20 protein-coding genes are annotated in these 24806 nt (G+C 40.0%); 8 read left to right on the forward strand and 12 right to left on the reverse strand.

From position 1 onward, the window contains the following. Nucleotides 1-11: 11 nt before the first annotated feature. Together ABXG83_RS13475 and surE are read right to left on the reverse strand one after the other, a co-directional pair. Nucleotides 12-317 (reverse strand): hypothetical protein, encoded by a 306-nt coding sequence (locus ABXG83_RS13475; RefSeq protein WP_353549386.1) that lies wholly within the window; start codon nucleotides 315-317, stop codon nucleotides 12-14. Next, the gene (gene surE / locus ABXG83_RS13480) at nucleotides 305-1096 is read right to left on the reverse strand and encodes a 5'/3'-nucleotidase SurE (protein ID WP_353549387.1); all 792 of its coding nucleotides are present in this window, start codon (nucleotides 1094-1096) and stop codon (nucleotides 305-307) included. The genes ABXG83_RS13475 and surE overlap by 13 nt, the downstream gene beginning before the upstream one ends. Before the next feature lie 132 nt (nucleotides 1097-1228). Between surE and ABXG83_RS13485 the strand changes: the two genes are divergently transcribed. Together ABXG83_RS13485 and ABXG83_RS13490 are read left to right on the forward strand one after the other, a co-directional pair. Then, nucleotides 1229-1984 (forward strand): LexA family transcriptional regulator, encoded by a 756-nt coding sequence (locus ABXG83_RS13485; RefSeq protein ID WP_353549388.1) that lies wholly within the window; start codon nucleotides 1229-1231, stop codon nucleotides 1982-1984. Between the two features lie 110 nt (nucleotides 1985-2094). Beyond that, nucleotides 2095-4548 (forward strand): DUF5916 domain-containing protein, encoded by a 2454-nt coding sequence (locus ABXG83_RS13490; protein WP_353549389.1) that lies wholly within the window; start codon nucleotides 2095-2097, stop codon nucleotides 4546-4548. Here ABXG83_RS13490 and ABXG83_RS13495 read toward each other — a convergent pair. The 8 genes from ABXG83_RS13495 to guaA all read right to left on the reverse strand — a co-directional run bounded on the left by ABXG83_RS13495 (nucleotide 4545) and on the right by guaA (nucleotide 14226). Next, the gene (locus tag ABXG83_RS13495) at nucleotides 4545-5444 is read right to left on the reverse strand and encodes a histone deacetylase (protein ID WP_353549390.1); all 900 of its coding nucleotides are present in this window, start codon (nucleotides 5442-5444) and stop codon (nucleotides 4545-4547) included. The two genes, ABXG83_RS13490 and ABXG83_RS13495, sit on opposite strands and share 4 nt — an antisense overlap. Further along, nucleotides 5441-6097 (reverse strand): ligase-associated DNA damage response endonuclease PdeM, encoded by a 657-nt coding sequence (gene pdeM / locus ABXG83_RS13500; RefSeq protein WP_353549391.1) that lies wholly within the window; start codon nucleotides 6095-6097, stop codon nucleotides 5441-5443. The genes ABXG83_RS13495 and pdeM overlap by 4 nt, the downstream gene beginning before the upstream one ends. A 29-nt stretch (nucleotides 6098-6126) precedes the next feature. Next, entirely contained in the window at nucleotides 6127-8592 is a 2466-nt protein-coding gene (locus tag ABXG83_RS13505) for a ligase-associated DNA damage response DEXH box helicase (RefSeq protein WP_353549392.1), read from the reverse strand. Then, the gene (locus tag ABXG83_RS13510) at nucleotides 8589-10187 is read right to left on the reverse strand and encodes an ATP-dependent DNA ligase (protein WP_353549393.1); all 1599 of its coding nucleotides are present in this window, start codon (nucleotides 10185-10187) and stop codon (nucleotides 8589-8591) included. The genes ABXG83_RS13505 and ABXG83_RS13510 overlap by 4 nt, the downstream gene beginning before the upstream one ends. Continuing rightward, nucleotides 10184-11200, reverse strand: a complete 1017-nt coding sequence (locus ABXG83_RS13515; protein ID WP_353549394.1) for a ligase-associated DNA damage response exonuclease — start codon at nucleotides 11198-11200, stop codon at nucleotides 10184-10186. Before ABXG83_RS13515 ends, ABXG83_RS13510 begins: the two co-directional genes overlap by 4 nt. 73 nt (nucleotides 11201-11273) lie before the next feature. Further along, nucleotides 11274-11453, reverse strand: coding sequence for a DUF2256 domain-containing protein (locus tag ABXG83_RS13520; RefSeq protein ID WP_353549395.1), 180 nt, complete (start codon nucleotides 11451-11453; stop codon nucleotides 11274-11276). A 36-nt stretch (nucleotides 11454-11489) separates the two neighbouring features. Next, a complete protein-coding gene (locus ABXG83_RS13525; protein ID WP_353549396.1) occupies nucleotides 11490-12734 on the reverse strand; it encodes a hypothetical protein in 1245 nt (414 codons plus the stop codon). Continuing rightward, entirely contained in the window at nucleotides 12691-14226 is a 1536-nt protein-coding gene (gene guaA / locus ABXG83_RS13530) for a glutamine-hydrolyzing GMP synthase (RefSeq protein ID WP_353549397.1), read from the reverse strand. The genes ABXG83_RS13525 and guaA overlap by 44 nt, the downstream gene beginning before the upstream one ends. 118 nt (nucleotides 14227-14344) lie before the next feature. On the opposite strand from guaA, the gene ABXG83_RS13535 reads away from it, so the two are divergent. Further along, nucleotides 14345-15067 (forward strand): head GIN domain-containing protein, encoded by a 723-nt coding sequence (locus tag ABXG83_RS13535; protein ID WP_353549398.1) that lies wholly within the window; start codon nucleotides 14345-14347, stop codon nucleotides 15065-15067. Between the two features lie 81 nt (nucleotides 15068-15148). After that, the gene (locus ABXG83_RS13540; RefSeq protein WP_353549399.1) at nucleotides 15149-16336 is read left to right on the forward strand and encodes an MFS transporter; all 1188 of its coding nucleotides are present in this window, start codon (nucleotides 15149-15151) and stop codon (nucleotides 16334-16336) included. A 59-nt stretch (nucleotides 16337-16395) separates the two neighbouring features. Here ABXG83_RS13540 and ABXG83_RS13545 read toward each other — a convergent pair whose 3' ends face one another. After that, nucleotides 16396-18120 carry a M14 family metallopeptidase gene (locus ABXG83_RS13545; RefSeq protein ID WP_353549400.1) on the reverse strand — a complete coding sequence of 575 codons (1725 nt, stop codon included), beginning with the start codon at nucleotides 18118-18120 and terminating at the stop codon, nucleotides 16396-16398. Nucleotides 18121-18150: 30 nt separating this feature from the next. Here ABXG83_RS13545 and ABXG83_RS13550 point away from each other — a divergent pair, with 30 nt between their 5' ends. Continuing rightward, complete coding sequence (locus ABXG83_RS13550) at nucleotides 18151-18831, forward strand: response regulator transcription factor (protein ID WP_353549401.1); 681 nt, start codon at nucleotides 18151-18153, stop codon at nucleotides 18829-18831. A gap of 9 nt (nucleotides 18832-18840) precedes the next feature. After that, nucleotides 18841-20214, forward strand: a complete 1374-nt coding sequence (locus ABXG83_RS13555; RefSeq protein ID WP_353549402.1) for an ATP-binding protein — start codon at nucleotides 18841-18843, stop codon at nucleotides 20212-20214. A 50-nt stretch (nucleotides 20215-20264) separates the two neighbouring features. On the opposite strand, the gene rpsT is transcribed toward ABXG83_RS13555, so the two are convergent. Beyond that, nucleotides 20265-20519, reverse strand: coding sequence for a 30S ribosomal protein S20 (gene rpsT, locus ABXG83_RS13560; protein WP_353549403.1), 255 nt, complete (start codon nucleotides 20517-20519; stop codon nucleotides 20265-20267). A gap of 248 nt (nucleotides 20520-20767) precedes the next feature. Between rpsT and ABXG83_RS13565 the strand changes: the two genes are divergently transcribed. Together ABXG83_RS13565 and odhB are read left to right on the forward strand one after the other, a co-directional pair. Beyond that, nucleotides 20768-23512: a 2-oxoglutarate dehydrogenase E1 component gene (locus ABXG83_RS13565; protein WP_353549404.1), complete on the forward strand. Its 2745-nt coding sequence runs from the start codon at nucleotides 20768-20770 to the stop codon at nucleotides 23510-23512. A 50-nt stretch (nucleotides 23513-23562) separates the two neighbouring features. Next, on the forward strand, nucleotides 23563-24783 hold the full coding sequence (gene odhB / locus ABXG83_RS13570) for a 2-oxoglutarate dehydrogenase complex dihydrolipoyllysine-residue succinyltransferase (RefSeq protein WP_353549405.1): 1221 nt from the start codon (nucleotides 23563-23565) through the stop codon (nucleotides 24781-24783). Nucleotides 24784-24806: the final 23 nt, after the last annotated feature.

Genomic DNA, 24806 nt, shown 5'->3' on the forward strand with positions numbered 1-24806 from the left:
GTGGCTAACATTTATAATAACCACTTAATGGTTAAAGTAATCAATGCATAAATACAAGTGGCAATAAAAATACCCCTTGCTGTTTTATCTTTTTGCTGATTCACATAGATCGTGAATACAACAGCATTAGCGATCAGGGCCAGACTGATAATACCAGTTAGCAGAGAAGGCTGCACGCGTAATACATGAAGGAATTCCTGAAAACTAAAGAGTCGGAATTTGATCAGGTAATATCCAAAGAAGCCCAGAACGGGTGCTAGAAAGCCTAATACAATTCCCAGTTTAAGATCATCTTTCTTGAGCATCAGAATTTCCATTTGGTTTCCAGTTGCTGTTTCAGTTTATAATTGGTCAAGTCAAACTGAACAGGAACCACGCTTACATAATTGTTTTTCAATGCCCACACGTCGGTATCTTTTCCTTTATCAAAGTTCACGAACTCTCCGGTGAGCCAATAATATTTCTTGCCATGCGGATCCTTTCTTTCATCAAACTCTTCTTCATATTTCGCATATGCTTGTCTGCATATCTTAATGCCTTTGATCAGCTTTTCACTTACAGCCGGAATATTTACATTCAGGCATAAATGTTTATCCAATGTTTTTCCACTTAGGAGTTTTTCAACAATGATGCGCGCATATTTACCTGCTGCTGTAAAGTCTGCATCAATACTGAGGTCTGTTAAACTAAAACCAATACTCGGAATACTTTCAATAGAAGCTTCCAATGCAGCCGACATGGTACCCGAATAAATCACATTGATAGAATGATTTGAACCATGATTGATACCACTGATACAGATATCCGGTTTGCGATGCAACACCTTATCAACCGCAATCTTTACACAATCTACCGGAGTACCACTGCAACTATACGCTTCTATCCCTTCAAAAACACTCGACTTTTGTAAGCGGAGTAGTTGTCCGATCGTGATGGCATGTCCCATACCACTTTGTGGTTTATCAGGCGCCACCACAATGATCTTACCGAGGCCTCTTACTGCATCTACTAAGGCACGGATACCAGGTGCATTGATTCCGTCATCATTGGTGACTAAAATGACGGGCTTGTTTTCTTTTTTGACTGATTTCGACATATCCGCAAGATACGAACCCTCCCCGACTTCGCTACCCGCCTCTTCCCCTCCTTGGTAGTGGGCGATGGGGGCGTGTAAAATAAATTTGGAAGAACTAAAAAATTTAGTATTTTGCAGCTAAATCAATTAGCTATGTCAAACGCCGGAAAGAATTTAAGACATCTGCGCAAGCTACGTGGCTGGACGCAGGAGGAATTCGCCAATAAGCTTAAGATCAAAAGATCATTGGTAGGAGCGTATGAGGAAGAACGTGCCGAACCAAGGCTGGAAGTGGTGAAAGAGATCTGTCAAATTTTTAAATTAAGCTTGGAAGATTTTTTACTCAAAGATCTAACAGCGACTAAAGGTGGCGGTTCTTATATCGAGAAAAGACGTCAGCTGAAAATGGTAGCTGAAGTGGCCGAAGTTCGTTTTGTGCCTGTTAAAGCAGCCGCTGGTTATTTGGCAGGTTATGCTGATCCTGAATTTGTAGATGAGTTGAATACATTCACACTACCCATGCTCGCTCCGGGTCAATACCGTGCATTCGAAATAGTAGGAGACAGTATGTTGCCCACACCTAGCGGAAGCGTGATCGTTGGTGAGAAAGTAGAAGACCTGGAAGATGTAAAGAATAGTAATACTTATGTTGTACTTTCTAGGAATGAAGGGGTAGTATACAAACGTATCATGAAAAATAACAGGGTGAAAAATAAGATAACTTTGATCAGTGATAATCCCCAGTATGAACCTTACAATGTGAGTTCTGAAGATGTGCTGGAAGTATGGAAAGCTGTCTATATTCTTCAAAAAGCCAATGCCGGTCCTCGCTGGGATGTGAATCAATTAGCAGGCATGGTCAACAACTTACAAGAACAAGTGAGTACTTTGAAAAAGAAACTCAATTAAAGTTTGCATCAAAGCCTGTGAGTCCAAATCACAGGCTTTTTCTTGTTCCGTCTATCAATTTTAATGTCGACGCAAACTGATTCCGTTATTTTTGCGGCACTTTATCTTACATGAGAACACTGTTGCTATCACTCGGTTGCTGTTTAAGCGTTTTTTTGTCTGCACAAGAACGAAGTCTTAAGGCTTTGAAAATTGATGTACCTGTTAAAATAGATGGTCAACTGGATGAAGCCATTTGGAAACAGGCATCAGCAGCAGAAGATTTTATTCTGAATAGTCCCAAGTTCGGCGACCCGGCTAGTCAACGTTCTGTTGTAAAAGTACTTTACAGCGATCAAGCCATTTATGTAGGAGCTTATTTATATGATGATCCATCATTGGTGCGTAAACAGTTAACCTCACGTGATGGAGAGCAAAGAAATGATGTTGATTATTTCAGTGTTTTCTTTGATACGTATAATGATGACCAAAACGGATTTCAATTCTTAGTTACTTCAAGAAATGTACAATCAGATGGTCGTTTATTACCCAACCTGAATTCTCAGTTTGGTCCGCCTTCAGATTATAGTTGGGATGCTGTTTGGGAAAGTAAAGTACAGATGCAAAAAGACGGCTGGACAGTCGAAATGAAAATTCCTTATTCTGCACTTCGATTTTCGCAAAAAGAAATACAGGATTGGGGTGTTAACTTTCAACGATACAGTAGAAGAAACAATGAAAGTTCTTTCTGGAATAAGATCGATCCTAATCAAAATGGATTTGTGAATCAGTTTGGGAATCTACAAGAGATCAAAAATATCATTCCACCACTGCGTTTATCTTTTCTGCCTTATGTTACAGCCGGTACACGTATTGTGCCTTATGCCAATCGAGAAACAAAAACCGAGTTTCTGAGAAATGGAGGTATGGATCTTAAATATGGCATTAATGAAAGTTTTACATTGGATGCAACACTGATCCCTGACTTTGGACAAGTGATCTCAGATAATGTGGTATTGAATCTTTCTCCATTTGAAGTACAATTCCAGGAGAATAGACCTTTTTTTACAGAAGGGATCGAATTATTCAATAAAGCCGGATTGTTTTATTCGAGAAGGGTAGGAAATACTCCCGCAGGGTACAATGCTGTTAGGAATATGGTGAATAATAATCCTAATCTCAATATCATATCCAATCCCGGTATCACACAGTTGTACAATGCATCTAAATTTTCAGGACGCAATAAAAAGAAATTGGGTATCGGTGTGTTCAATGCCATTGGTGCACCCATGCATGCTGTGATAGAAGATAAAACCACTGGTAAACAAACAAGAATAGAGACAGAACCTTTGGCTAACTATAACATTTTTGTTTTAGACCAAGCCTTGGCTAATCGCTCCTCTATTACTTTTACAAATGCCAATGTATGGAGAAGTGGCGGCAGCAGGAATTCGAATGTGAGTTCGATGGATGTAAATCTTTTTGATAGAAACAATCGAACCAATTTCAAATGGAGTGGACGTTTTAGTCATATTACCGGAAGAGAAAATTATAATGGATTTACAAACGTTCTTTCATATGGAAAAGTGAGCGGCAGAATTCAGTATTTATTTCAAAATGTGATTGAGTCAGATAGATATGATCCCAATGATCTGGGGTTCTTACAAGCGCCAAATGAGATCACTACGACCGCACGTGTCAGCTATAATCAGTTTACACCTACAAAAAAATTCTTGAGTTATAACTATAGCCTGACACTGATACCAACATATCTCTATAAACCAAATGCCTACTCAAATTTTGTGATTCAGACCAGAGCATTTTGGTTCTTCAAAAATTTCTGGGATCTGAGTGTGAACTTCAACTGGCAGCCTGATTGGCAACGTGATTATTTTGATCTTCGTACACCAGGACGTATGATCCGTAAAACACCGTATTGGTATGCAAGTGCAGGAGGTAGCAGTGACAGTCGTAAAAAATATTTTTTCCGCTTCAATGTCGGATTTGCAGAATCGCCTATACCTAATGACCCTTTTATCGTAACAACCATTGGACAGCGTTATCGATTCAATGAACATTTTAGTCTGGATATTGAAACTCGGAGAGATCGTGATAATGGGCAATTTGGGTATGCTTATCGTGATACCAATGGAGAGCCGATCGCAGGTAGAAGAAAAATCACCAACTTTACTACGCTTATCAATGGTGTCTACAATTTCACACCACGAATGAACCTGACCTTGCGTACAAGACATTATTGGAGCAAAGTACAATATGTAAGCTTCTTTGATGTTACACCGGATGGCTGGTTAACACCCAGACCTTTTACACCGGGACGTGATCAGAACTTTAATGCCTTTAATCTGGATATGTTCTATACCTGGGATTTTAAATACGGTAGTCGTTTTATCATCGGATGGAAAAATTGGCTAGGTACTGATTTCCCGATATCTGGTACTTCACACAAAAACTACGTTGATAATCTTCGACAAGTATTTCAACAACCATTGGGTAATGAGATCACTTTTCGATTGATCTATTTTATTGATTATCTCACTTTACAGAAAAAACGCAAAGAAATTTAATAAAGATCAGCAGCGAGCCGGAATGTATTGCAGTGCGCTTCAACGATCACTTTTACATCAGGAGAGTATCCGCCTCCCATGGCTACTGTAACAGGAATATTATTCTTTTGTAATGCTGTGAAAACGATACGGTCTCTTTCTTTACATTCTTCAAGAGTGACTTTGAGTTTTCCAAATTTATCTGTTTCAAGAATGTCTACTCCCGATAGATAAAATGCAAAATCAGGGTTCACTTCTTTGATCAGTTCTGGAAGTATCTCACGCAATGTTTTCAAGTATTCTTCTCCGGTAGTACCATCTTTTAAAGGAATATCGAGATCGGATCTTTCTTTATGAAATGGATAATTATGTGCGCCATGCATGCTGAACGTGAATACGGATGGATTGTTTTCAAAAAGTTTGGCAGTGCCATTTCCTTGATGAACATCCAGATCAATGATGAGAATTTTTTGGACTTTGTTTTGGTGTAATAAATTGTTTGCGGCTACAGCCATATCATTTAATAAACAAAATCCTTCACCTCTGTCGGCGAATGCATGATGGGTACCGCCTGCAACATTGAGTGCTACACCCTGTTGAAATGCAAATTCACAACAGTCAATGGTTCCCTGTGTGATCATCAGTTCTCTTCGGGTGAGCTCAGGTGACTGTGGAAATCCAATACGTCTTTGTTCTGATGCACTCAGTGTCTGATGTAAAAGCTTATCAAGATATGATCTTTCATGTGTGAGGAGTACTGTAGATTCATCACATAAGCCGGGAGTAAAAAAATGCTCTTTTGTTATGGCACCTTCATGTAAAAGCTGACCGGGTATTAACTCATACTTGAGCATAGGAAAGCGATGGCCTTCAGGAAGTGGATGTGCATAAATCGGGTCAAAAGCAATACGGATCATTGTATCTGTAAAATGGTCTTGTTTACAATAGCATATACCTGATTTTTTTTCTTTGGCTCAATAATCGCAAGCCCGGAAAAATGGCTGAAAGCAGGTAAGATGGCTTGGTTCTCTGTAAAGTAGAAACAAGGAAAACGAAGACTTTGTTTACCCATGCCACGTACGACAACACCCGGATGTAAGTGACCTGAAAAAATAAATCTAGCATTCTCTGTTGTTAAAGATTCTGTTGGATCATGAATAAAGCTGAATTGATGAAGGTGATGATCATTTTTCACTTCAATAGAAGCATCCTGATACCAGCTTAATGGTAAAATATCATGATTGCCTTTGATCAAAAGAAATGGCAGTTGTGAGATATCTTTTCTCCATTTCAGAAAAAAATCCATTTCTTTATTGACAATGCTATGAAAGAGATCACCGACGATCAATAACTGCTCAGCCTTAAAAAAGCTGATCTGTGCAAACAATCTTTGCAGATCTTCTTTATAGACAGATTGTGGTACTGCGATCCCGCTTTTTCTGAAATGACCTGTTTTGCCAAAATGCAGGTCTGAAACGATCAATGTTTTTTCTTGCTCCCAAAATAAAACCCTTTCCGGTGACAACCAGAAATGCTGATCGAAGATTTTGTGCAGGAGGGGAGCTGTCATAGCGGACAAAGATATTGATGGAAGTAAACCTATTGCAACTGTTGTTGCATTTTTCTTACACGATCTTCCAGTTGTTCTGAGGACATATTTTCCCTCATGCTATCTACTTTGATCGGAAAACAGAAAGGCGTTAATTGTCGCGGGAACGTAATGACGATCTTACTATTTAAAATTCTGGATAAGGCATTTCTGAGTCTGACTTCTTCCATTTGCTGATCAAATACTTCTTGATATGCTTGACGTAGCAATAAGTTATTCGGCTCATAATCGGAGAATACTTTGAATAAAAGCGATGCAGAAGATTGCAAGTGTCTTGCCTTTTTTTGTTCACCCGGATATCCTTGAAAGATCAATCCGCCAATCACGGCAATATCCCTGAATTTTCGTTTGGCCATCTCCACAGCATTCACACTTTGTGTAATATCGTTTATCAAATTTTCTGTACTAAATAATTCATACACATTACTGTCATCTACCGGAATGGGCTGGTCGCTTAATAGTTCAAAACCATAGTCATTCATCACGAAGGAAAAAGTGATCGGAATTTTTCGGCTAATGCGCCAAGCCAGTAATGCAGCCATTGCTTCATGTACCAATCTGCCTTCAAATGGGTATACGAATAAGTGAAAGCCATCTTTTGTTTCAATATGCTCAATCAGTAATTCATTTTGTTTAGGAATATGTGATAATTCCTCTTGTAACTCGAATAACGGAGTCAAAGCCTGTAACTCAGGTTCTTTGGCTTTTTTAGTCAATGCAAGGTCTAGTGATTTTCTCAGCATCAAGCCTAGGTTAGCGGTCAACGGCATACGTCCACCCATCCAGCTTGGGACTATCGATTTTTTTGACGAGGAAGGTTTCACGGTCACCGTCATTTCTTTGATCCCGATCAATTCCAGATTTCTTCCAGCGAGCGTAAAGACTGTACCCGGCTCTAACCTACTGATGAACCATTCTTCGATCACACCAATGAATTTTCCATTCATTAATTTTACTTTCAACATAGCATCACTCACAATAGTGCCAATGTGCATTCTATGTCGCATGGCAATTCTTCTGCTCTTGATTCTATACACTCCGTTCTCAATTTCTACTTTCCGATACTCATCGTACTGTTGTAATGCAGTGCCACCTTGTGTAATATGTAGAAGCACTTCCTGCCATTCCTGCTCATTCATTTCATTAAAGCAGTGCGTTGTTTTGATCTCTTCGAACATTTCATGGGCTCTGAATCCTTCGCTAATCGCTAGTGTACAGAGGTATTGCAGTAAAACATCAAAGCACAGTACTAGTGGGTCTCTTGTTTCAATTGCAGTTTCACCAATAGCTTTTTTTAAGGCTGCTGCTTCTATAAGTTCAAGAGAATGTGTAGGTAAGAAATAAATTTTACTGATTTCTCCGGGTTGATGTCCACTTCTGCCTGCCCTCTGTAAAAATCGTGCAACGCCTTTTGGAGAACCTACTTGTATCACAGTGTCTACCGGACGAAAGTCAACGCCCAGATCTAAACTGGCTGTACAAACTACAGCTTTTAATTTTTGTGTATGAAGGGCTTCCTCTACCCATAACCTCAGCTCTTGTTCAATACTACCGTGATGTAATGCAATAGCACCAGCCAATTGCGGGGCAACATTGAGTAAGGTTTGATACCAGGTTTCACTCATTCCTCTGGTATTGATAAAAATGAGCGTAGTATTACTCTCTTCAATGATGGGAATGATCTTTTCTGCCAGCTTGATACCCAAATGCCCTGCCCAAGGATATTTTTCAATTTCATCGGGAATTACAGAAAGTACTTCTATGGGTTTATGGATATTGGCTTTGATGATATGTCCTTTCTTTTTGGAAGCATGTAATAACACTTCCATAGCTTGTTCTAAATTCCCAATCGTGGCACTAATACCCCAAATAGATAGTGTTGTCTTTTGCTGATGAGCTAACGCTACCAAACGAGAGAGTGCTAACTCAACCAGTATGCCTCTCTTTCCACCCATCAATTCATGCCATTCATCTACTGCAACGATTGAAAGCGATTTAAATGTTTCGGGGTATCCTTTTTGTGCAAGTAGCAGGTGTAAACTCTCCGGCGTGATGATCAACACTTCCGGCATATTTCTTTTTTGCTTTTGTCTTTCAGCAGTATCTGTATCACCATTTCTGATGCCCACTTTCCATGAAATGCCTATTTCTTGAATAGCTTCTTCCATTGCCCTGCCGATATCTTTTGCAAGTGCACGTAGGGGGGTGACCCATAATAATTTCAAACCATTTTTTTGGGATGATCTGAATGTTTGTGGATGATCATTGATGAATTGTATAACTGCTCCCAGAAACACAGAAAATGTTTTCCCGCACCCGGTCGGTGCATTCACGAGACCGGAATGATGTTGGAAAATATGTTCCCATGCTTCAGCCTGAAATGCAAACGGACTGTATCCTTTTGAGGATAGCCAATCAGCTATTACTTTATATCCGTGTGTGTCAGTCAGTTTCATTTTCCATACACAGCCAAGAGCTGCTTTAGATCATCTAAAGTATTGATTTCATCAGGCTTTTTATCAGTTCTCCATCTGTTGATCCTTGGGAATCTCAGGGCAACACCACTCTTATGTCTGTTGGATGCAGCAATTCCCTCAAAAGCGATTTCAAATACAAGTTCGGGTTTTACTGTTCTTACAGGACCAAATTTTTCGATAGAGTTATTCTTTACAAACGCGTCTACTTGTGCAAACTCTTTATCTGTTAGACCGGAATAAGCCTTTGTAAAACTTACCAACTTATCACCATCTTTTACTGCAAAAGTGTAATCAGTATATAAATTGCTTCTTCTGCCATGTCCTTTTTGCGCATAGATCATCACTGCATCTATGACCAAAGGATCGATCTTCCATTTCCACCAGTCTCCGGTTTTTCTTCCCACTTGATAGGGACCACTTTTTCTTTTGAGCATTAATCCTTCTGCATAATTTGTTCTGGCATTAGAACGAATTGCAGTTAGCTCATCCCAAACTGTAAATTCAATGGATGGCGATAAAAAAAGCGTAGGGTGATCTTTAAAATTATAGAGTAGTTGTTCCAATAAAGTCCTTCTCTGTATAGTTGGTAAGTGTCTGATATCTTGTCCTTCCCATTCCAACACATCATAAGCAAAGAAACCTACAGGTGCATCTTGTAATTGTTTTTTTGTGATGGTCTTTCTGCCAATTCTTGTTTGTAAAATGCTAAACGGAAGTGGTAGTCTGTCTTTTACTGGCATGATCTCTCCGTCTAATACTGTACCATCCGGAATAGCAGGGATAAAGGATAGGTATTCGGGGAATTTATCTGTCATTAATTCCTCTCCTCGACTCCACACATAATGTGTTCCATTTCTCTTGATGATTTGACCACGTATTCCGTCCCATTTCCATTCTGCCTGCCATTCAGAAGGAGCTCCTAAGTCATTCAATGTTTCATCCAATGCATGTGCAAGGTAGAATGGATAAGGTTTTGAATCATCTTTATGATCACTGTCAGCGAATAGTAAGTTTTCAAAACTGATTTTTTGTGGATCCCAATTGCCACTGATCTTATATGCAACCAGTGATGGATCTAATTGTGTGGCTTTAGCTAAAGCATTCACCATCATTTTTTGTGATACTCCGATCCTAAATCCGCCAGTGATCAATTTATTGAAGACAAATAATTCATCCCTGCTTAATGTTTGCCAAGTTGTTGTGATGAATGCTTTCTTCTGATCATCATCACTGTTTTGTAAGTGGATCAATTGATCGATATAATAATGTAATGGAAGCGGATCTTTTGGGGAGGAAGAAGAGGGGAGTAGTAATCCGATCGTTTCTGCGAGATCACCAACAGTATGGTAGCATTCTTCAAAAAGCCATTCTTGTAAGCCTGTTAATTCAATACACCATTGTTTGAGTTGCGAAGTTGTGACTGCTCTTTTGGGTCTTCTGCCACTGAATATCGCAATGACCCAAACCTTGTCTTTAGGATGCGTCGATGAAAAATAGTTAGATAGTGCATTCAGTTTTTCATGAACACCTGTTGCATTACCCAAGAGTTGAACTAATGATGCAAAAGCTTTCATATCTCATCGGGATTTTCAATGAGTGATATAGTTTCTTCTTCACCATAAGCTGTTTTTACCTCTGCTGCTTCTATTCCTTTTTCATTCAGGTAACGGCTTAGAACAGATTGAAAGCCATGAGTAACAAAAACTTTTGAAGCTCCGGTAGCATCAATAGCACTAAGCAGTCCGCTCCAGTCTGCATGATCACTCAATGCGAAACCTGCGTCTGTATTGTTTCTCCTGAAATTACCTCGAACCTGCATCCACCCACTGCAAACAGCAGTCACGTATGGTTGAAATCTTTTCATCCAGCTGCTTTCTGTAGCGCCTGGGGGTGCGATCACCACCGATGACCGAAACTTTTCTTTGGGAATATCGGGAGTTACTCTTTGAACATCAGGCAATACAATGCCATGATCTTGTAACGTTTTATGGGTATTCCAAATAGCACCATGAACAAAAATATTTTGAGTCACGGGTGTAATTGCTTGTAAGATTCGTTGTGCTTTTCCTAAACTATAAGCGATCAATACACTGGTTTTTCCTTCTTGTTGGTTGTTTTGTATCCACTTCCCCATTTTATCAAAGAGGAGGTCTTGTGGTTCCCATTGATAGATAGGAAGCGCAAATGTTGATTCGGTTATAAAATTATCACAACGCACCGGCTCAAAACTTCCGCTGATACCATCCGGTTCTGTTTTGTAATCGCCACTGACAACACACACTTCTCCTTTATATTCAATCCTGATCTGTGAAGATCCAATGATATGTCCCGCAGGATGTAAGGATATTTTCACTCCATTTTTATACACTGTTTCACCCCATGCTACGGATTGAGTATTGATATTACCAAGACGTAAGCGAAGAATCGGTAACGTATCATGATGGCACAAATAATGTCCGGATCCCCATCTGGCATGGTCACTGTGGGCATGAGTGATCACAGCATGATCAACAGGACGCCAAGGATCAATATAAAATCGACCTGCTTCGCAATAAAGTCCTTGATCTGTAAAAGTGATGAGTGCCATGGTGAGCAATAAGCCTCAAGCTACAAGCTTCGAGTATTACTTAGAAAAATTATACAATAATTTTAGCAAAAAACTATCTCCTCATAGCCTGAGGCTGGGTGCTTGAGGCTTTCAGTTGTTTTCTACATCTTTCAGAACAATACTTGACATCCTCCCAAACCTTTTCCCATTTTTTTCGCCAAGAAAAAGGGCGTTGACAGGTTACACAGATCTTGGATGGTAAACAAGATTTATTTCCTTTGAAATCTTTCATACCATTCTAACAAATCGACTGTTTTTTTGTTGGCATTTAGTTGACAGAGCGTATTTGCCCATCTAATTTGCGGATGTAATAAAGTTTTTTGTTTTCCAGATAATCAACCGCATTGGGATTATTGGTGTAGGGCTTCACTGATTGAATATCGAATTCATTGAATAATCTGAGACTTTTATCTGAAAGATTTTTCATCAATGAACCTTCATGCTTGATAAGCAATTTCGTAAACCGGTACATGGCTTCAAATCCTTTAAAAACCATATCACTGGGTCTTCCGGAGAATTTATTTCTATAGTTATTGGTAATATCTAATCCTATTTTATCAGTTCTGATAAAATGATAAGGGGTAGTATAGACGATCTCAACATTTTTATCTACTCCTCTTAAAGCATCCCAGGTTGGCATACCGATAGCAATACTTCTGTATTTTCTGGACTCGCTCAAAGACTTTACCAGGTTGATGCCGAAATTTTCATTCAAAGAACCACAGATCACGATATTTTGACGTGTACTATCAAGGTAACTGATCACTTCTTGAGTTGTAAAGCTGTCTGTTAGTTCTATCGTTTTTATTTTTAAGGGAACTGTTTTTGATGTTCTTGCTATTTCTCCGAAAGTATTTTGAATCATATCCTCAACTGCCCCTTTTCTTCTAAACATGGTCATTGAACTAGTAGGGTACACTCTTTGTAAATAGCTGTAAATTCCTTCTAGATGTGTTCTCAGCGTTGGATTGATGAGAACGAAATAAGGATTTTCTGTTAGTCCGCCATCATTTGGGTAGGTAGATGAAATCAAAGGTATCTCATGCTCAAGTGCAAAATCAGCCAATGCTTTGATCTCGTTTCTGTTATTAAAAGAGGCAATGATCAATGATGCAGTTGAAAGCGAGGAATCGAGGGTCGCAGTACTCGTATTGCCTTTGATACTTTTCGAATCATACAATACCACTTCGATAGGTTGTTTTTCTGCATTGAGCGAGTCGATGGCCAGCATTACACCATTATAAAAATCTAAACCGGGCATCATATAACGCGGGAGTATTTGATTGCCCAAACGGTAGTTGCCATCTGCTGTGTAAGCCGAGTCAAGGTATACGGGTGCAAATACAGCGATCTTCCAGACTTTACCATTTTCTTGTGCATGAACTGCGAGAGCGCTCATGAAAATGCAGAATAAGAGTATGGTTTGTCTGAGTATACGCATAGTGGTCTTACTATTCCAAAAATAATGCCTATTCCCATTCAATGGTAGCAGGTGGTTTACTACTGATATCATATACCACTCTGTTAATACCTCTCACATTGTTAATGATCTCATTTGAAACATGTGCAAGGAATTCGTAAGGTAAATGAGCCCAGTCAGCCGTCATGCCATCAACTGAGGTTACAGCTCTAAGTGCAACGGTAAATTCATAAGTTCTTTCATCACCCATTACCCCTACGCTCTTAACAGGAAGTAGAATAGCACCAGCTTGCCAAACATCTTTGTAAAGATCAAATGATTTCAATGCTTTGATGTAGATATCATCGGCAGCTTGTAACAATGCAACTTTTTCAGCTGTGACTTCTCCCAAAATTCTGATAGCCAAGCCCGGACCTGGGAATGGATGACGATTGATCATATCAGCTGGTATGCCAAGTTCCAATCCTACTTTTCTTACTTCATCTTTGAATAGATAACGCAAGGGTTCAACCAGATCCAAATGCATGGTATCAGGTAACCCACCCACATTGTGATGTGATTTAATGGTTTGAGAAGGACCGTGTACGCTCACGCTTTCGATAACATCAGGGTAGATCGTACCTTGTCCGAGAAATTTAACACCCGATACTTTTTTCGCTTCTTCCTGAAATACATCGATGAATAGGCGGCCAATTACTTTTCTTTTGGCTTCGGGATCTGTTTTGTCTTTGAATTCATCATAAAAACGTTGACTGGCATCAATACCGGTTACATTTAATCCGATGGTTTTATAGGTATCCAATACCTGTTTGAATTCATCTTTTCTCAGTACACCGTTGTCTACAAATATTCCGTGTAATCTATTTCCGATGGCTTTGCTGATAAGGGTTGCGGCAACGGTACTGTCAACGCCACCACTCAATGCCATGATCACATGATGATCACCGATCTGTTGTTTGAGTTGTTCTACTGTTTCATGTACAAAAGAAGCGGGTGTCCAGTCTTGTGAACATCCACAGATATTCACCAGGAAGTTTTTGATGATTTTCTTTCCTTCAGTTGAATGATATACTTCCGGATGAAATTGAATACCGTATAATGGACAGGTATCTGTTCCATTTTTTTTGAAGGCTGCAACAGGAATGCTTTCAGTAACGGCTGTGATCTCAAATCCATCAGGCAAAGCCACAATGGAATCGCTGTGACTCATCCAGACCTGAGATCCATTGGCAACACCCATTAATAATTGGTCTTCTTTTAGCACTTCCATTTTTGCACGACCATATTCACGCTTATTGGATTTATCTACTCTTCCTCCAAAATTCTTGGCGGTCAGCTGTGCGCCATAGCATACACCTAGTACAGGTAATTTGCTGATCATTGTGGCAATGTCAACATTGGGTGCGTTTTCTTCATTGACGCTGAATGGAGATCCGCTTAAAATAATACCTTTTAAACCCGCTTCATATTGAAAGGGTTTATGAAAAGGGATGATCTCACAGTACACATTGGCTTCACGAACGGCCCTGGCTATTAGTTGGGTATACTGACTGCCAAAGTCAAGAATGAGGATTTTTTCTGTCATGCCGCGAAGGTAAATGAAATTTGGTGGTCTTGAGACCGTATAAATGGTCATAAAATCCACAGGAATGGTGATGGTTTCATAAGGCTTTTCAATAATTTCGGGTTCTTAAAATAACAACATGAGAATTCTCCTGGTAGCTATGGTCATTGTAACTATGGCAAACTCCTGCACATTTTTCGGATCCAAACGGGTAAAAGGGAATGGAAATATTACAGTGGAAGAAAGATCCGGTCTGGATGCAAATAAGATTCATTTAAAAGGGTTTATGGATGTTGAACTAACCCAAGGTGCAACTACCACGGTAAAAGTGGAGGCAGATGAAAATCTCCAGGAATATATCATCACTGAAATGGATCATGATGAATTGGTGGTTCGTATGAGGGGAAACTTCAATTTTATCACCAGTGAAAGATTAAAAGTGTATATCACCACACCTCGATTAGAGCAATTGAAATTATCTGGCTCAGGGAATATTGTGGGTACGAATAAATTCACCGGTGCTGATCAGCTGAAATTAAGTGTATCAGGAGTAGGAGATTTGAAATTGGAAGCCAATACTCCGGAGTTGGATGCCAAGATCAGTGGAAGTGGATCTCTTGTACTTTCGGGTGAGACGAGGGACGCGAAAATTCAGATCAGCGGTATCGGAGACTGTAACGCTGAAGCACTGAAAGCAGAAAATGCCTCTGTAAAAATATCGGGTAGTGGAGATGTGAAAATATTTGCTGATAATAAACTAGATGTATCTATAAGTGGAATCGGTTCTGTGTATTATAAAGGAGAAGCAGTGGTATCCCAGAAAGTTAGCGGCAGTGGGGATGTCAAACGTTTACAACAATAATGAAGAAAGGTAACTCTGCGGGTTACCTTTTTTATTCTTTGTAATTAACCTTACGCCCCCGGAATTTTTAAAAGCTGATGTATGAATTGGAAAGAAAGGATTTTATTGATCTTATTGGCAAGTGTCAACTTTACCCACATCCTCGACTTCATGGTCATGATGCCGTTGGGAAATTTCTTAATGCCCTACTTTAATATCTCTCCCGGACAATTCAGTGTGATCGTTGCGTCTTACAGTATCAGTGCAGCAGTATCAGGTTTTGCAGCTGCATTTTTTGTGGACGGATATGATAGAAAAAAAGTGTTATTATTTGGATATATCGGATTTACGATCGGCACTATTTGCTGTGGGATCGCTCCGACTTATTTACTGTTGTTGATCGCAAGAATAACTGCAGGTCTGTTTGGCGGTTTGATCGGTGCACAAGTATTAAGTATTGTGGCAGATAGTTTCCCTTATGAAAAAAGGGGACAAGCGATGGGTATTTTGTTTTCTGCCTTTTCACTGGCCTCTATCGTGGGAGTGCCTTCGGCTTTATATTTGGCAGGATGGTTAGGGTGGCATGCTCCGTTTTTATCGATTGGCGGATTGGGGTTCATTATCATTCTTTTGTTGATGCGTTATCTGCCGTCTATGTCGGCACATATTCATGGTGAAAGAATAAAGCCAATGATCATGCTTAGAAATGTATTGACCAGCAGGGTTCAATTGGTTGCTTTAGGGCTTTCCGGAACTTTGATGTTGGGTCATTTTCTGATCATCCCTTTTTTAAATCCATATATGGAGTTCAATGTAGGATTTACAGATACGCAGCGAAACATGATCTATATGGTTGGAGGTATCGCCACTTTCATTACTTCACCATTGATCGGTAAGATGGCAGATAAATATGGAAAACACAACACGTTCATGTTCTTTGCATTGGTATCTCTGATACCCATTTTTCTGATCACCAATATGCCTGCAATCAAATACTACTATGTATTGATGGTCACAGGTATCTGGTTTGTGTTAAGTACGGGAAGAGGTATTCCGGCACAAGCTATCATCAGTAATGTTGTTCCGGCAGAGCAACGAGGAAGTTTCATGAGTTTCAATGGATCGATCCAGCAATTATTCTCTGGTCTTGCTTCATTGATCGCAGGTATGATCGTTATCAGTAAACCGGATCATACGATCGTACATTATTCCTGGGTCGGATATCTTAGCATCATCATTGTACTCGCTTCGGTGTTTATTGCTAAGAAGCTGAGGGGGTATGAACAATAAAGACCATAGTCCATGGTTAATGGTCCATGGACTATGGTCTATGGTCTTTAAACCATGACCTACTTCAACCTAAACACCGGATACCTCATATGTGCCGGCTCGTAGTAGGGAGATTTCTTGTATACAAAGTCTAGCTGTGCATTTGCTGATGCTGCAAATTTTTCATCAGCTTTCTTTTTGGCCTCCAGTTCAGCCCTTAGTTCAGGATGTTCATTCAGGTAAGTTGCTGCAACATCTTCCCATCTATAGTTACTGTAACCTTCTTTTTGCTGGAGGATTGCATCAAAAAAGTTCCAGGAGAAATAACTATCATCTGTACCGGTTTCAAGCGTTTCTATCAGAAAACGATCTGCCGCTTGTCCGGTATAAATAATGTAGTCTCCTTTTAAAAATTTGATCTTTTCCGTTTGTTGTGACATGCGTATCCCTGATTGGCGATAATGCTTTTCAAAAGATCGGGTAGCAGTTCTGAAGTCAACGACCCGAGATACTTCTACTTCAATCGATGTATCTTTTTTTAATCGTTGCATTTCTACTTTATTGATCGATAATCTGTCGATCACTTCATGCCATCCCTGTGGGATAATGTATGCAGTAGGTTTGCTGATCAATTGTTCTCCTTTGAAATAATTGTAGTACTTGATCTCTTTGGTATATGGTTTTGATCGGTCATAGTACATCCTGTTCATTCCGGTAACTTCACTGATCTTTTGGGCAGAAGTATATCCCATGAATTTGATCTGATCAAATCGCGTAGTATCAACACGATAAGTTTGTGGAAATTCTTTTTGCTGCTTAACAGCTTCGATCGCTTTTTTTCTTGTTGTTTTAATACTAGCAGCTTGTTTGGTTCCTTCTTCAAGAAATGTTTGCATCAGATCATAAGTGCTCTTAACACGCTGGTCATATGGCTTCAACATATGTGTTTCAGGCATGAAGGCCATGGTCTGAAATAAGGCAGCATAACCGCTGCTATAACGCGGGGCATCATAGAAGGCGGTCCAGTTTCTTTCTGGATTACCTCCTTCAAAACTTACATAAGGGATCAGGTTCCAGTTTTTTTGCTCCATTCCTTTGTATAGAGAGGGTTCGAAAACATCATGTAAATAGGCGCCCATCACAGGTCCCAATTTATTGTGCTGAGAAGTGAGTAGCGTCATCGTATGTTGGTAATCAGCACCATCGCTGACATGGTTATCGACTAGTATATCCGGATTCAGGTAATGAAAGATCTTTGCAAACTCTTTTGCATTGCGACTATCATTTTTGATGAAATCCCGATTCAGATCAAGATTCTGCGCATTACCACGAAAACCATAGCTCTCCGGTCCGTTTTGATTCACCCTTGAAAAAGGTGTTCTGTTCAAGCTTCCTCCAATATTGTACACCGGAATGATGCCCAATACCACATTATCAGGCGCTTTGACCTTGCCTGTGGCCAGATCTCTTAATAACATCATACTGGCATCAATTCCATCCGGTTCTCCCGGATGAATGCCATTATTGATCATGATCACCAGTTTATTTTTTTTATGCCAGACTTCAGGATCGTGGGTGCCATCAGTACTGAACAGCACTAAATGCAAGGGATATCCGGCATCTGTAAGTCCGAATTGTTTGATGCGAATAGTAGAAAATGCAGCATCCAAAGAGGTATAATAACGGATACATTCTTCATAGGTAACGGTCTGTTTACCTCCGGATTGTTCGAAAATTGTTTGCCATTTCTGTGCAAATAATTGTTGAGACAGAAATAGTTGTAGTAGAAGCAGTGTTTTTTTCATTATTTTCAATTTGAAAATTTATTCAAAGTAATGGAAAACCCGCATAGTATTCTACTGGTTGAAGATGAAGCCAAGCTTGGCCCAATTATTAGGGATGAACTCAGGCGTCAGGGTTACCTGGTAGATTTGGCCATCGATGGAAAAGAAGCAGAACAAGCATTTCAAAATAAAGCATATTCAATTGTTTTACTCGATGTGAATCTGCCTTATAAAAGTGGACTTGAGTTATGCAGAGAATTTAGGGCAGCCAATAAAACCATTCCCATTATCATGTTAACGGCCATCGGTCAGATACAGGATAAAGTAGAAGCATTTGATTTGGGGGCAGATGATTATATCGTAAAACCTTTTCATTTTGAAGAACTGTTTGTTCGCTTAAAAGCCTTGCTAAAGCGAACAGATAAAGGTCAAGAAGACGAAAAGATCATCGTGGATGATCTTACCATCGACATGAAAAATAAGTCTGTGGTTAGGGCAGGCATGAATATCAACCTTACTGCCAAAGAGTTTACATTACTGACTTTATTGGCACGTAACCGTGAACGCGTGATATCCAAGCAAGAGATTTTAGAGAAAGTATGGGACCTGACTTTTGATACAGGTACTAATACCATTGAAGTGTACATCAGTTTTCTGCGTAATAAAATTGACAAACCTTTCGAACAAAAATTGATCCATACCAAACCAGGATTTGGTTATTACATCAAATAAATTCAGAGGATGAGTTTTAAACTCCGTTTTGCCCTTCGTTTTACAGCTGTAGTGGCATTGATCTTACTGAGTTGCTTTAGTGCAATTTATTTTTTGTATGCAGACTTCCGTGAAGAGGAGTTTACCAAAAGGTTGCATCATGAAGGAGAAGAGTTTTACGGGTTTTATCAAAAGCAGCTTCGATATAAGTCACCGGTAGAATTGATTTTTTTTAATGAGATCCAAAAAAATATCCTGGCCGGTGAGCAAGTCGTCATACTTGATTCTGTTCAGAAGGTCATATTTGCGTATCCTGCTACTATACAACTTGGAACTTACCAACAAATGATCGCTGACCTCCAAGCGAACAAAGAGCTTGAACGTGCTGTAGGTAATCGATTCTATGCCAATGTATATTTTCCAGCGGATAAGGTCAATGTAATTATTTCGGGTATTGATATCATTGGACAGGAGCAATTGTCAAGACTTTTCTGGATTTTATTATTTGCTTTTGCGTTGGCATTAATGATCACGGGAATTCTTTCTTATTGGTTGAGCAGATCCTTTACAGCGCCCCTGCTTGAATTGGGAAAACAAATGGGGGATATTACAGGAGTTGATTTGAAGAAAAGAATTCCGGAGAATGCTCAGGTTGCAGAAATCAATTTGATCGCAGGGAAGTTCAATGCAATGCTGGCAAGGCTTGAGAAGACATTTGAATTTCAAAGGAGTTTTGTGCATCATGCTTCCCATGAATTGAGAACTCCGTTAGCAACCATGTTATCGCATACAGAGTCGGCCTTAAAGAATCATCTGAGCGAAGAAGAATACAGAACTGTTCTTGCTTCTTTACAGCAGGATCAGGAGCGCATGATCGAACTCACCAACTCACTTTTATTGATCTCTCAATTTGAGCAACAGGGTTTTGACAAAACATGGCCGGTCTGCAGAGTAGATGAGATATTGTATGATAAGATCAGTATCAGTGTAAAAATGTTTCCGGACATTGGTATTTCATTGGTCTTTTCCAATACCCCATCTTCAGATGATGACCTGAATGTTAGGGGAAATGAAGCTTTATTAAAATCAATGTTCAGTAATCTGATTCGGAATGGATATCTCTATTCTGTCAATAAGAAAGTAGAGATCATTTTGGAGTTCATCGAACATGATATTCTGGTACATGTTGAAACCAGAGGTGACCATCTGAGCGAAGCGGAGCGGGAAAAAATCATGATTCCTTTTTTCAGGGGACAACAAGCGCGGCAAAAAGCTTCTGGGGTCGGATTGGGGCTAACCATTGTACACCGAATCCTGAATATGCATAAAGGAAGTCTGACCTATACGCCGATGCCTAACCAAGTGAACCGGTTCACGGTTACATTACCAAAAGCTACCCCATAAAAAAACCAGCCATAGGCTGGTTCAATATATTCTAACGAAAAGCTTAAAAATTAAGCAGTTACGTTTGCTTTCTTCGCTAATTTGCTCTTCAGGTTAGCAGCTTTATTCTTGTGGATGATACCACGCTTTGCTAACTTATCGATCATAGAAATAACGTTCGGCAGCCCTTCGGTATACGCTTTAACGTCTGTACCGGCTTTCAGGTCACGGATGGCGTTACGGGTAGTTTTACCATAATAACGGTTACGATCGCGACGCTTAGCAGCTTGTCTCACATCTTTCTTAGTAGCTGAATGATTTGCCATTGTTCTTTTTTTTCAGGACGGCAAAGGTAAGGACTTGAAACCAAAAGAGGAAATTTTTATCAAAAAAAGTCGAAGATCCCTGATTTAGAACCCAATGTACCCTTCAGCCGGATATCTTGGCCTTATTTCCTCAGCATTCCTACCGGTTATTTTTCAATTGATTTTCGTCAAAATTTAGACATTTTTTCTGCCTTCAATGACCGATATTTGCCAACCTGTTTATCAAACCAGTTGTACAATCTTTACACATGAAGGATTTTTCGTATATCACAAACTCCCATCCTGCATACATCGAGAGTCTTTATCAGGAATTTGTTCAGAATCCTGAAGCTGTTGATCCGGACCTGAAAAAGTTTTTTGAAGGTTTTGATTTTGCTGTGTCCAATGCATCCGGTACGGTTGTGAGCAGTAATGGACAGATCACTGCTGCAGATAATATTGATTGGATGAAGGAGATCAAAGTGTATCGTTTGATCCTTGGATATCGCAACAAAGGTCATCTGATTGCGAAAACCAATCCGATCCGTCAACGTAAAGACCGTGGCGCTAATCTGGATCTTTCATTCTTTGGTTTATCAGAAGCGGATCTGAATACGACTTATCAGGCAGGCAATCTCATCGGATTGGGAGCAACTACATTGAAAAATATTTTGCAGCATTTAAATAGCTGTTATGCTTCCAATGTAGGTATCGAATTCAAATATATCAGTGATCAAAAGAAAATAGATTGGCTGACCCGTGAAATGGAACAACAGTTTGTGAAACCACTTTCACTGGATAAGAAAAAACGTGTGTTGGAAAAGCTGAACCAAGGGGTGATGTTTGAAAAGTTCTTGCACACAAAATATATCGGTCAAAAACGTTTCTCACTGGAAGGTGGTGAAACAACCATCGCAGCATTGGATGCGATCATCAATACTGCTGCAAATCATGAAGTGCAGGAAGTGGTGATCGGTATGGCACACCGTGGTCGTTTGAATGTGTTGGCGAATATCATGGGTAAGACCTATGAGCAGATATTCAGTGAATTCGAAGGAACTGCTGTCATGGATCAAACCATGGGTAGTGGTGACGTGAAATATCATATGGGTTATGGTAGTGAGATCCAGACACCGGATCAGAAAACCATTCATCTGAAATTAATGCCGAATCCATCTCATCTCGAAGCTGTGGACCCGGTAGTGGTTGGTTTTGCAAGAGCGAAAGCAGATGTATTGTATAACAGTGACTTTGATAAGATACTTCCCATACTTATACATGGAGATGCTTCTGTGGCCGGACAGGGTATTGTTTATGAAGTTTTGCAGATGAGTAATTTGCGTGGTTATTATACCGGTGGCACGATTCATTATGTGATCAATAACCAGATTGGATTTACCACTGATTTTGATGATGCAAGAAGTGCCGACTATTGTACTTCTATTGCCTCGATGGTACAAGCACCGGTATTACATGTGAATGGAGATGATGCAGAGTCTGTGGTAAAATGTGCGGAGATCGCAACACGCTATCGTCAGGAATTCAATTCCGATATTTTCATTGACATGGTTTGTTACCGCAAACATGGACACAATGAAGGGGATGATCCAAAGTATACACAGCCTCAGTTATACGCACTGATCGATAAGCACCAGAATCCACGTGAGATCTATACCCAGTATCTGATGCAAAACGGAGAGCCTGATGCACAGCAATTGGCTAAAGAAATGGAGAAGAAATTCTGGGCTGATCTTCAGGAACGTTTGGATGAAGTAAAACAAAATCCGCTTCCTTACAAATATCAGACTCCTGAATTGGTTTGGAAAAGCATGCGTAAGGCAACGGATGAAGATTTTGATCAGTCTCCTGTTACCGCAGTTCCCCAAGAACAGATCCAGCAAATGTTCGCTAAGTTGATGACTTGGCCTGCCGAATTCAAACCATTGAAGAAGGTAGAGAAGTTGTTGCAGGACAAAACAAAATTGCTCGAAACAGAACAGAAAATAGATTGGGCAACTGCAGAACTACTTGCGTATGGTTCTATTCTGATGGAAGGAAACATCGTTCGCATGAGTGGACAAGATGTTCAGCGTGGTACGTTTAGTCACCGACATGCGATTCTGCGCGACGAGAATACCAATAAAGGTTACAATCGTTTGAATCATTTTACTGATAACCAGGAATCATTCCGTATCTACAATTCTCTTTTGAGTGAATATGGTGTGTTAGGGTTTGAATATGGTTATGCAATGGCGAATCCCAATGCATTGGTAATATGGGAAGCACAGTTCGGTGATTTCTGTAATGGTGCACAAACCATGATCGATCAGTTCATTGCGGCTGGAGAACAGAAATGGCAGCGTCAAAATGGGGTGGTCATGTTATTGCCACATGGATATGAAGGACAGGGTCCGGAGCATAGCAGTGCAAGATTGGAACGTTTTCTGCAAATGTGTGCTGAGTTGAATATGGTGATCACGAATATCACAACTGCCTCAAATCTATTTCATGCATTGCGCCGCCAGCTAGCCTGGAATTTCCGTAAACCTATGATCAATTTTTCACCGAAGGCAAATCTCAGAAATCCTGCTACCTATAGCAGCATCACTGAATTGTCAGAGGGAGGATTCAAGGAAGTAATCGATGACACATTTGTAGATAGTGCTGCACAAGTGAAAAAAGTGTTGTTGTGTACAGGAAAGCTGTTTTTTGAAATGTCTGACAAGCAGCAAAAAGAAAACAGAAAAGATATTGCGATCGTTCGCTTAGAGCAATTGTATCCATTGCCACAAAAACAATTGGAGGCATTGCATAAGAAATACAACAAAGCAACCTGGTTCTGGGTTCAGGAAGAACCATTGAATATGGGTGCTGCGTCGTTCCTGCAAATGAATCTTAAGAATATCAATTTTGGTGTGATCAGTCGTAATGCGAGTGCAGCAACTGCTACAGGGTATGCGAAAGTGCATGCAGCAGAACAAGCTGAGATCATTAATACCGCATTTGATATTTAAACAAACGAATTATAACCTTATCATTATTAAGTAATAAACAGGTATCCCCGATGATTGAGATAAAAGTACCAACAGTAGGAGAGTCCATTAACGAAGTAACCTTGTTGAAATGGACCAAAAAAGACGGAGAATGGGTTGAGCGTGATGAAGTGATCGCTGAACTGGAAAGTGAGAAAGCCACTTTTGAAGTGAATGCGGAACAAGCCGGTATTCTTACCACCGTGGGAAAAGAAGGGGATACATTGAATATTGGTGATGTACTCGCTAAAATTGATGAAACCGCTGCTAAGCCTGAAGGAGCCCCAGCTGCTCCTGCAGTAAAAGAAACTGCTGCACCTGCACCGGTTAAAAATGAAGCGCCGGTAACGGCAGTATCTAATGATATCAAAGCAACGCCTGTTGCTTCTGCGATCATTGCTGATAAGAAAGTAGATCCTTCCAATATCAAACCAACGGGTGCTGGCGGAAAGATCGTGAAACATGATGTACTGGAAGCATTGGCCAATCCGGGTAAAAAAGCATTTGCGGGTGGTGAACTATATAGCAGAAATGTTCGTCAGGAAAAGATGAGCAATCTTCGTAAAACCATCAGTAAACGCCTGGTAGAAGCGAAGAATACAACCGCCATGCTTACTACATTCAATGAAGTGGATATGACCCGCATCATGGAAGTACGTAAACAGTATAAAGACAAATTCAAAGAATTACATGGTGTGAATCTGGGCTTCATGAGTTTCTTTGCAAAAGCATGTGCTATTGCATTGGGTGAATGGCCTTCTGTTAATGCCTATATCGATGGAGATCAGCTTGTGTATCATGACTATGCAGATATCAGTATTGCAGTAAGTACACCCCGCGGATTAACCGTACCTGTTATGCGTAATGTTGAAAGCCTGAGCATGGCAGATATCGAAAAGAAAGTTGTAGAGCTGGCAGGAAAAGCACGTGATAGTAAGCTTACAGCCGAAGAATTACAAGGAGGAACTTTTACCATCACAAATGGTGGTGTTTTCGGAAGTTTAATGAGTACTCCGATTATCAATATTCCACAAAGTGCTATCCTCGGAATGCACAAAATTCAGGAAAGACCAATGGCCATTAATGGACAAGTAGTTGTTCGTCCAATGATGTACCTGGCACTAAGTTATGATCACCGCATCATCGATGGACGTGAAAGTGTTAGCTTCCTTGTAAGAGTGAAGGAACTACTTGAAAATCCTGAATTACTGCTCTTCGGTAAAGACCCGGTGAAAACATTACTGGAAGTATAGTTTTCAACAATTTAGTGTAAATT

Origin of the sequence: Sediminibacterium sp. KACHI17 (assembly GCF_040362915.1) — a bacterium.
Classification (GTDB): domain Bacteria; phylum Bacteroidota; class Bacteroidia; order Chitinophagales; family Chitinophagaceae; genus Sediminibacterium.

Coding starts and splice junctions, on each gene's coding strand:
- ABXG83_RS13565 (WP_353549404.1), top strand. CDS start 20,768: ATGAAGGATTTTTCGTATATCACAAACTCCCATCCTGCATACATCGAG.
- ABXG83_RS13510 (WP_353549393.1), bottom strand. CDS start 10,187: ATGAAAGCTTTTGCATCATTAGTTCAACTCTTGGGTAATGCAACAGGT.
- ABXG83_RS13475 (WP_353549386.1), bottom strand. CDS start 317: ATGGAAATTCTGATGCTCAAGAAAGATGATCTTAAACTGGGAATTGTA.
- guaA (WP_353549397.1), bottom strand. CDS start 14,226: ATGACAGAAAAAATCCTCATTCTTGACTTTGGCAGTCAGTATACCCAA.
- ABXG83_RS13545 (WP_353549400.1), bottom strand. CDS start 18,120: ATGAAAAAAACACTGCTTCTACTACAACTATTTCTGTCTCAACAATTA.
- ABXG83_RS13535 (WP_353549398.1), top strand. CDS start 14,345: ATGAGAATTCTCCTGGTAGCTATGGTCATTGTAACTATGGCAAACTCC.
- ABXG83_RS13505 (WP_353549392.1), bottom strand. CDS start 8,592: ATGAAACTGACTGACACACACGGATATAAAGTAATAGCTGATTGGCTA.
- pdeM (WP_353549391.1), bottom strand. CDS start 6,097: ATGACAGCTCCCCTCCTGCACAAAATCTTCGATCAGCATTTCTGGTTG.
- ABXG83_RS13485 (WP_353549388.1), top strand. CDS start 1,229: ATGTCAAACGCCGGAAAGAATTTAAGACATCTGCGCAAGCTACGTGGC.
- odhB (WP_353549405.1), top strand. CDS start 23,563: ATGATTGAGATAAAAGTACCAACAGTAGGAGAGTCCATTAACGAAGTA.
- ABXG83_RS13550 (WP_353549401.1), top strand. CDS start 18,151: ATGGAAAACCCGCATAGTATTCTACTGGTTGAAGATGAAGCCAAGCTT.
- ABXG83_RS13555 (WP_353549402.1), top strand. CDS start 18,841: ATGAGTTTTAAACTCCGTTTTGCCCTTCGTTTTACAGCTGTAGTGGCA.
- rpsT (WP_353549403.1), bottom strand. CDS start 20,519: ATGGCAAATCATTCAGCTACTAAGAAAGATGTGAGACAAGCTGCTAAG.
- ABXG83_RS13525 (WP_353549396.1), bottom strand. CDS start 12,734: ATGATATCAGTAGTAAACCACCTGCTACCATTGAATGGGAATAGGCAT.
- ABXG83_RS13520 (WP_353549395.1), bottom strand. CDS start 11,453: ATGAAAGATTTCAAAGGAAATAAATCTTGTTTACCATCCAAGATCTGT.
- ABXG83_RS13540 (WP_353549399.1), top strand. CDS start 15,149: ATGAATTGGAAAGAAAGGATTTTATTGATCTTATTGGCAAGTGTCAAC.
- ABXG83_RS13490 (WP_353549389.1), top strand. CDS start 2,095: ATGAGAACACTGTTGCTATCACTCGGTTGCTGTTTAAGCGTTTTTTTG.
- surE (WP_353549387.1), bottom strand. CDS start 1,096: ATGTCGAAATCAGTCAAAAAAGAAAACAAGCCCGTCATTTTAGTCACC.
- ABXG83_RS13515 (WP_353549394.1), bottom strand. CDS start 11,200: ATGGCACTCATCACTTTTACAGATCAAGGACTTTATTGCGAAGCAGGT.
- ABXG83_RS13495 (WP_353549390.1), bottom strand. CDS start 5,444: ATGATCCGTATTGCTTTTGACCCGATTTATGCACATCCACTTCCTGAA.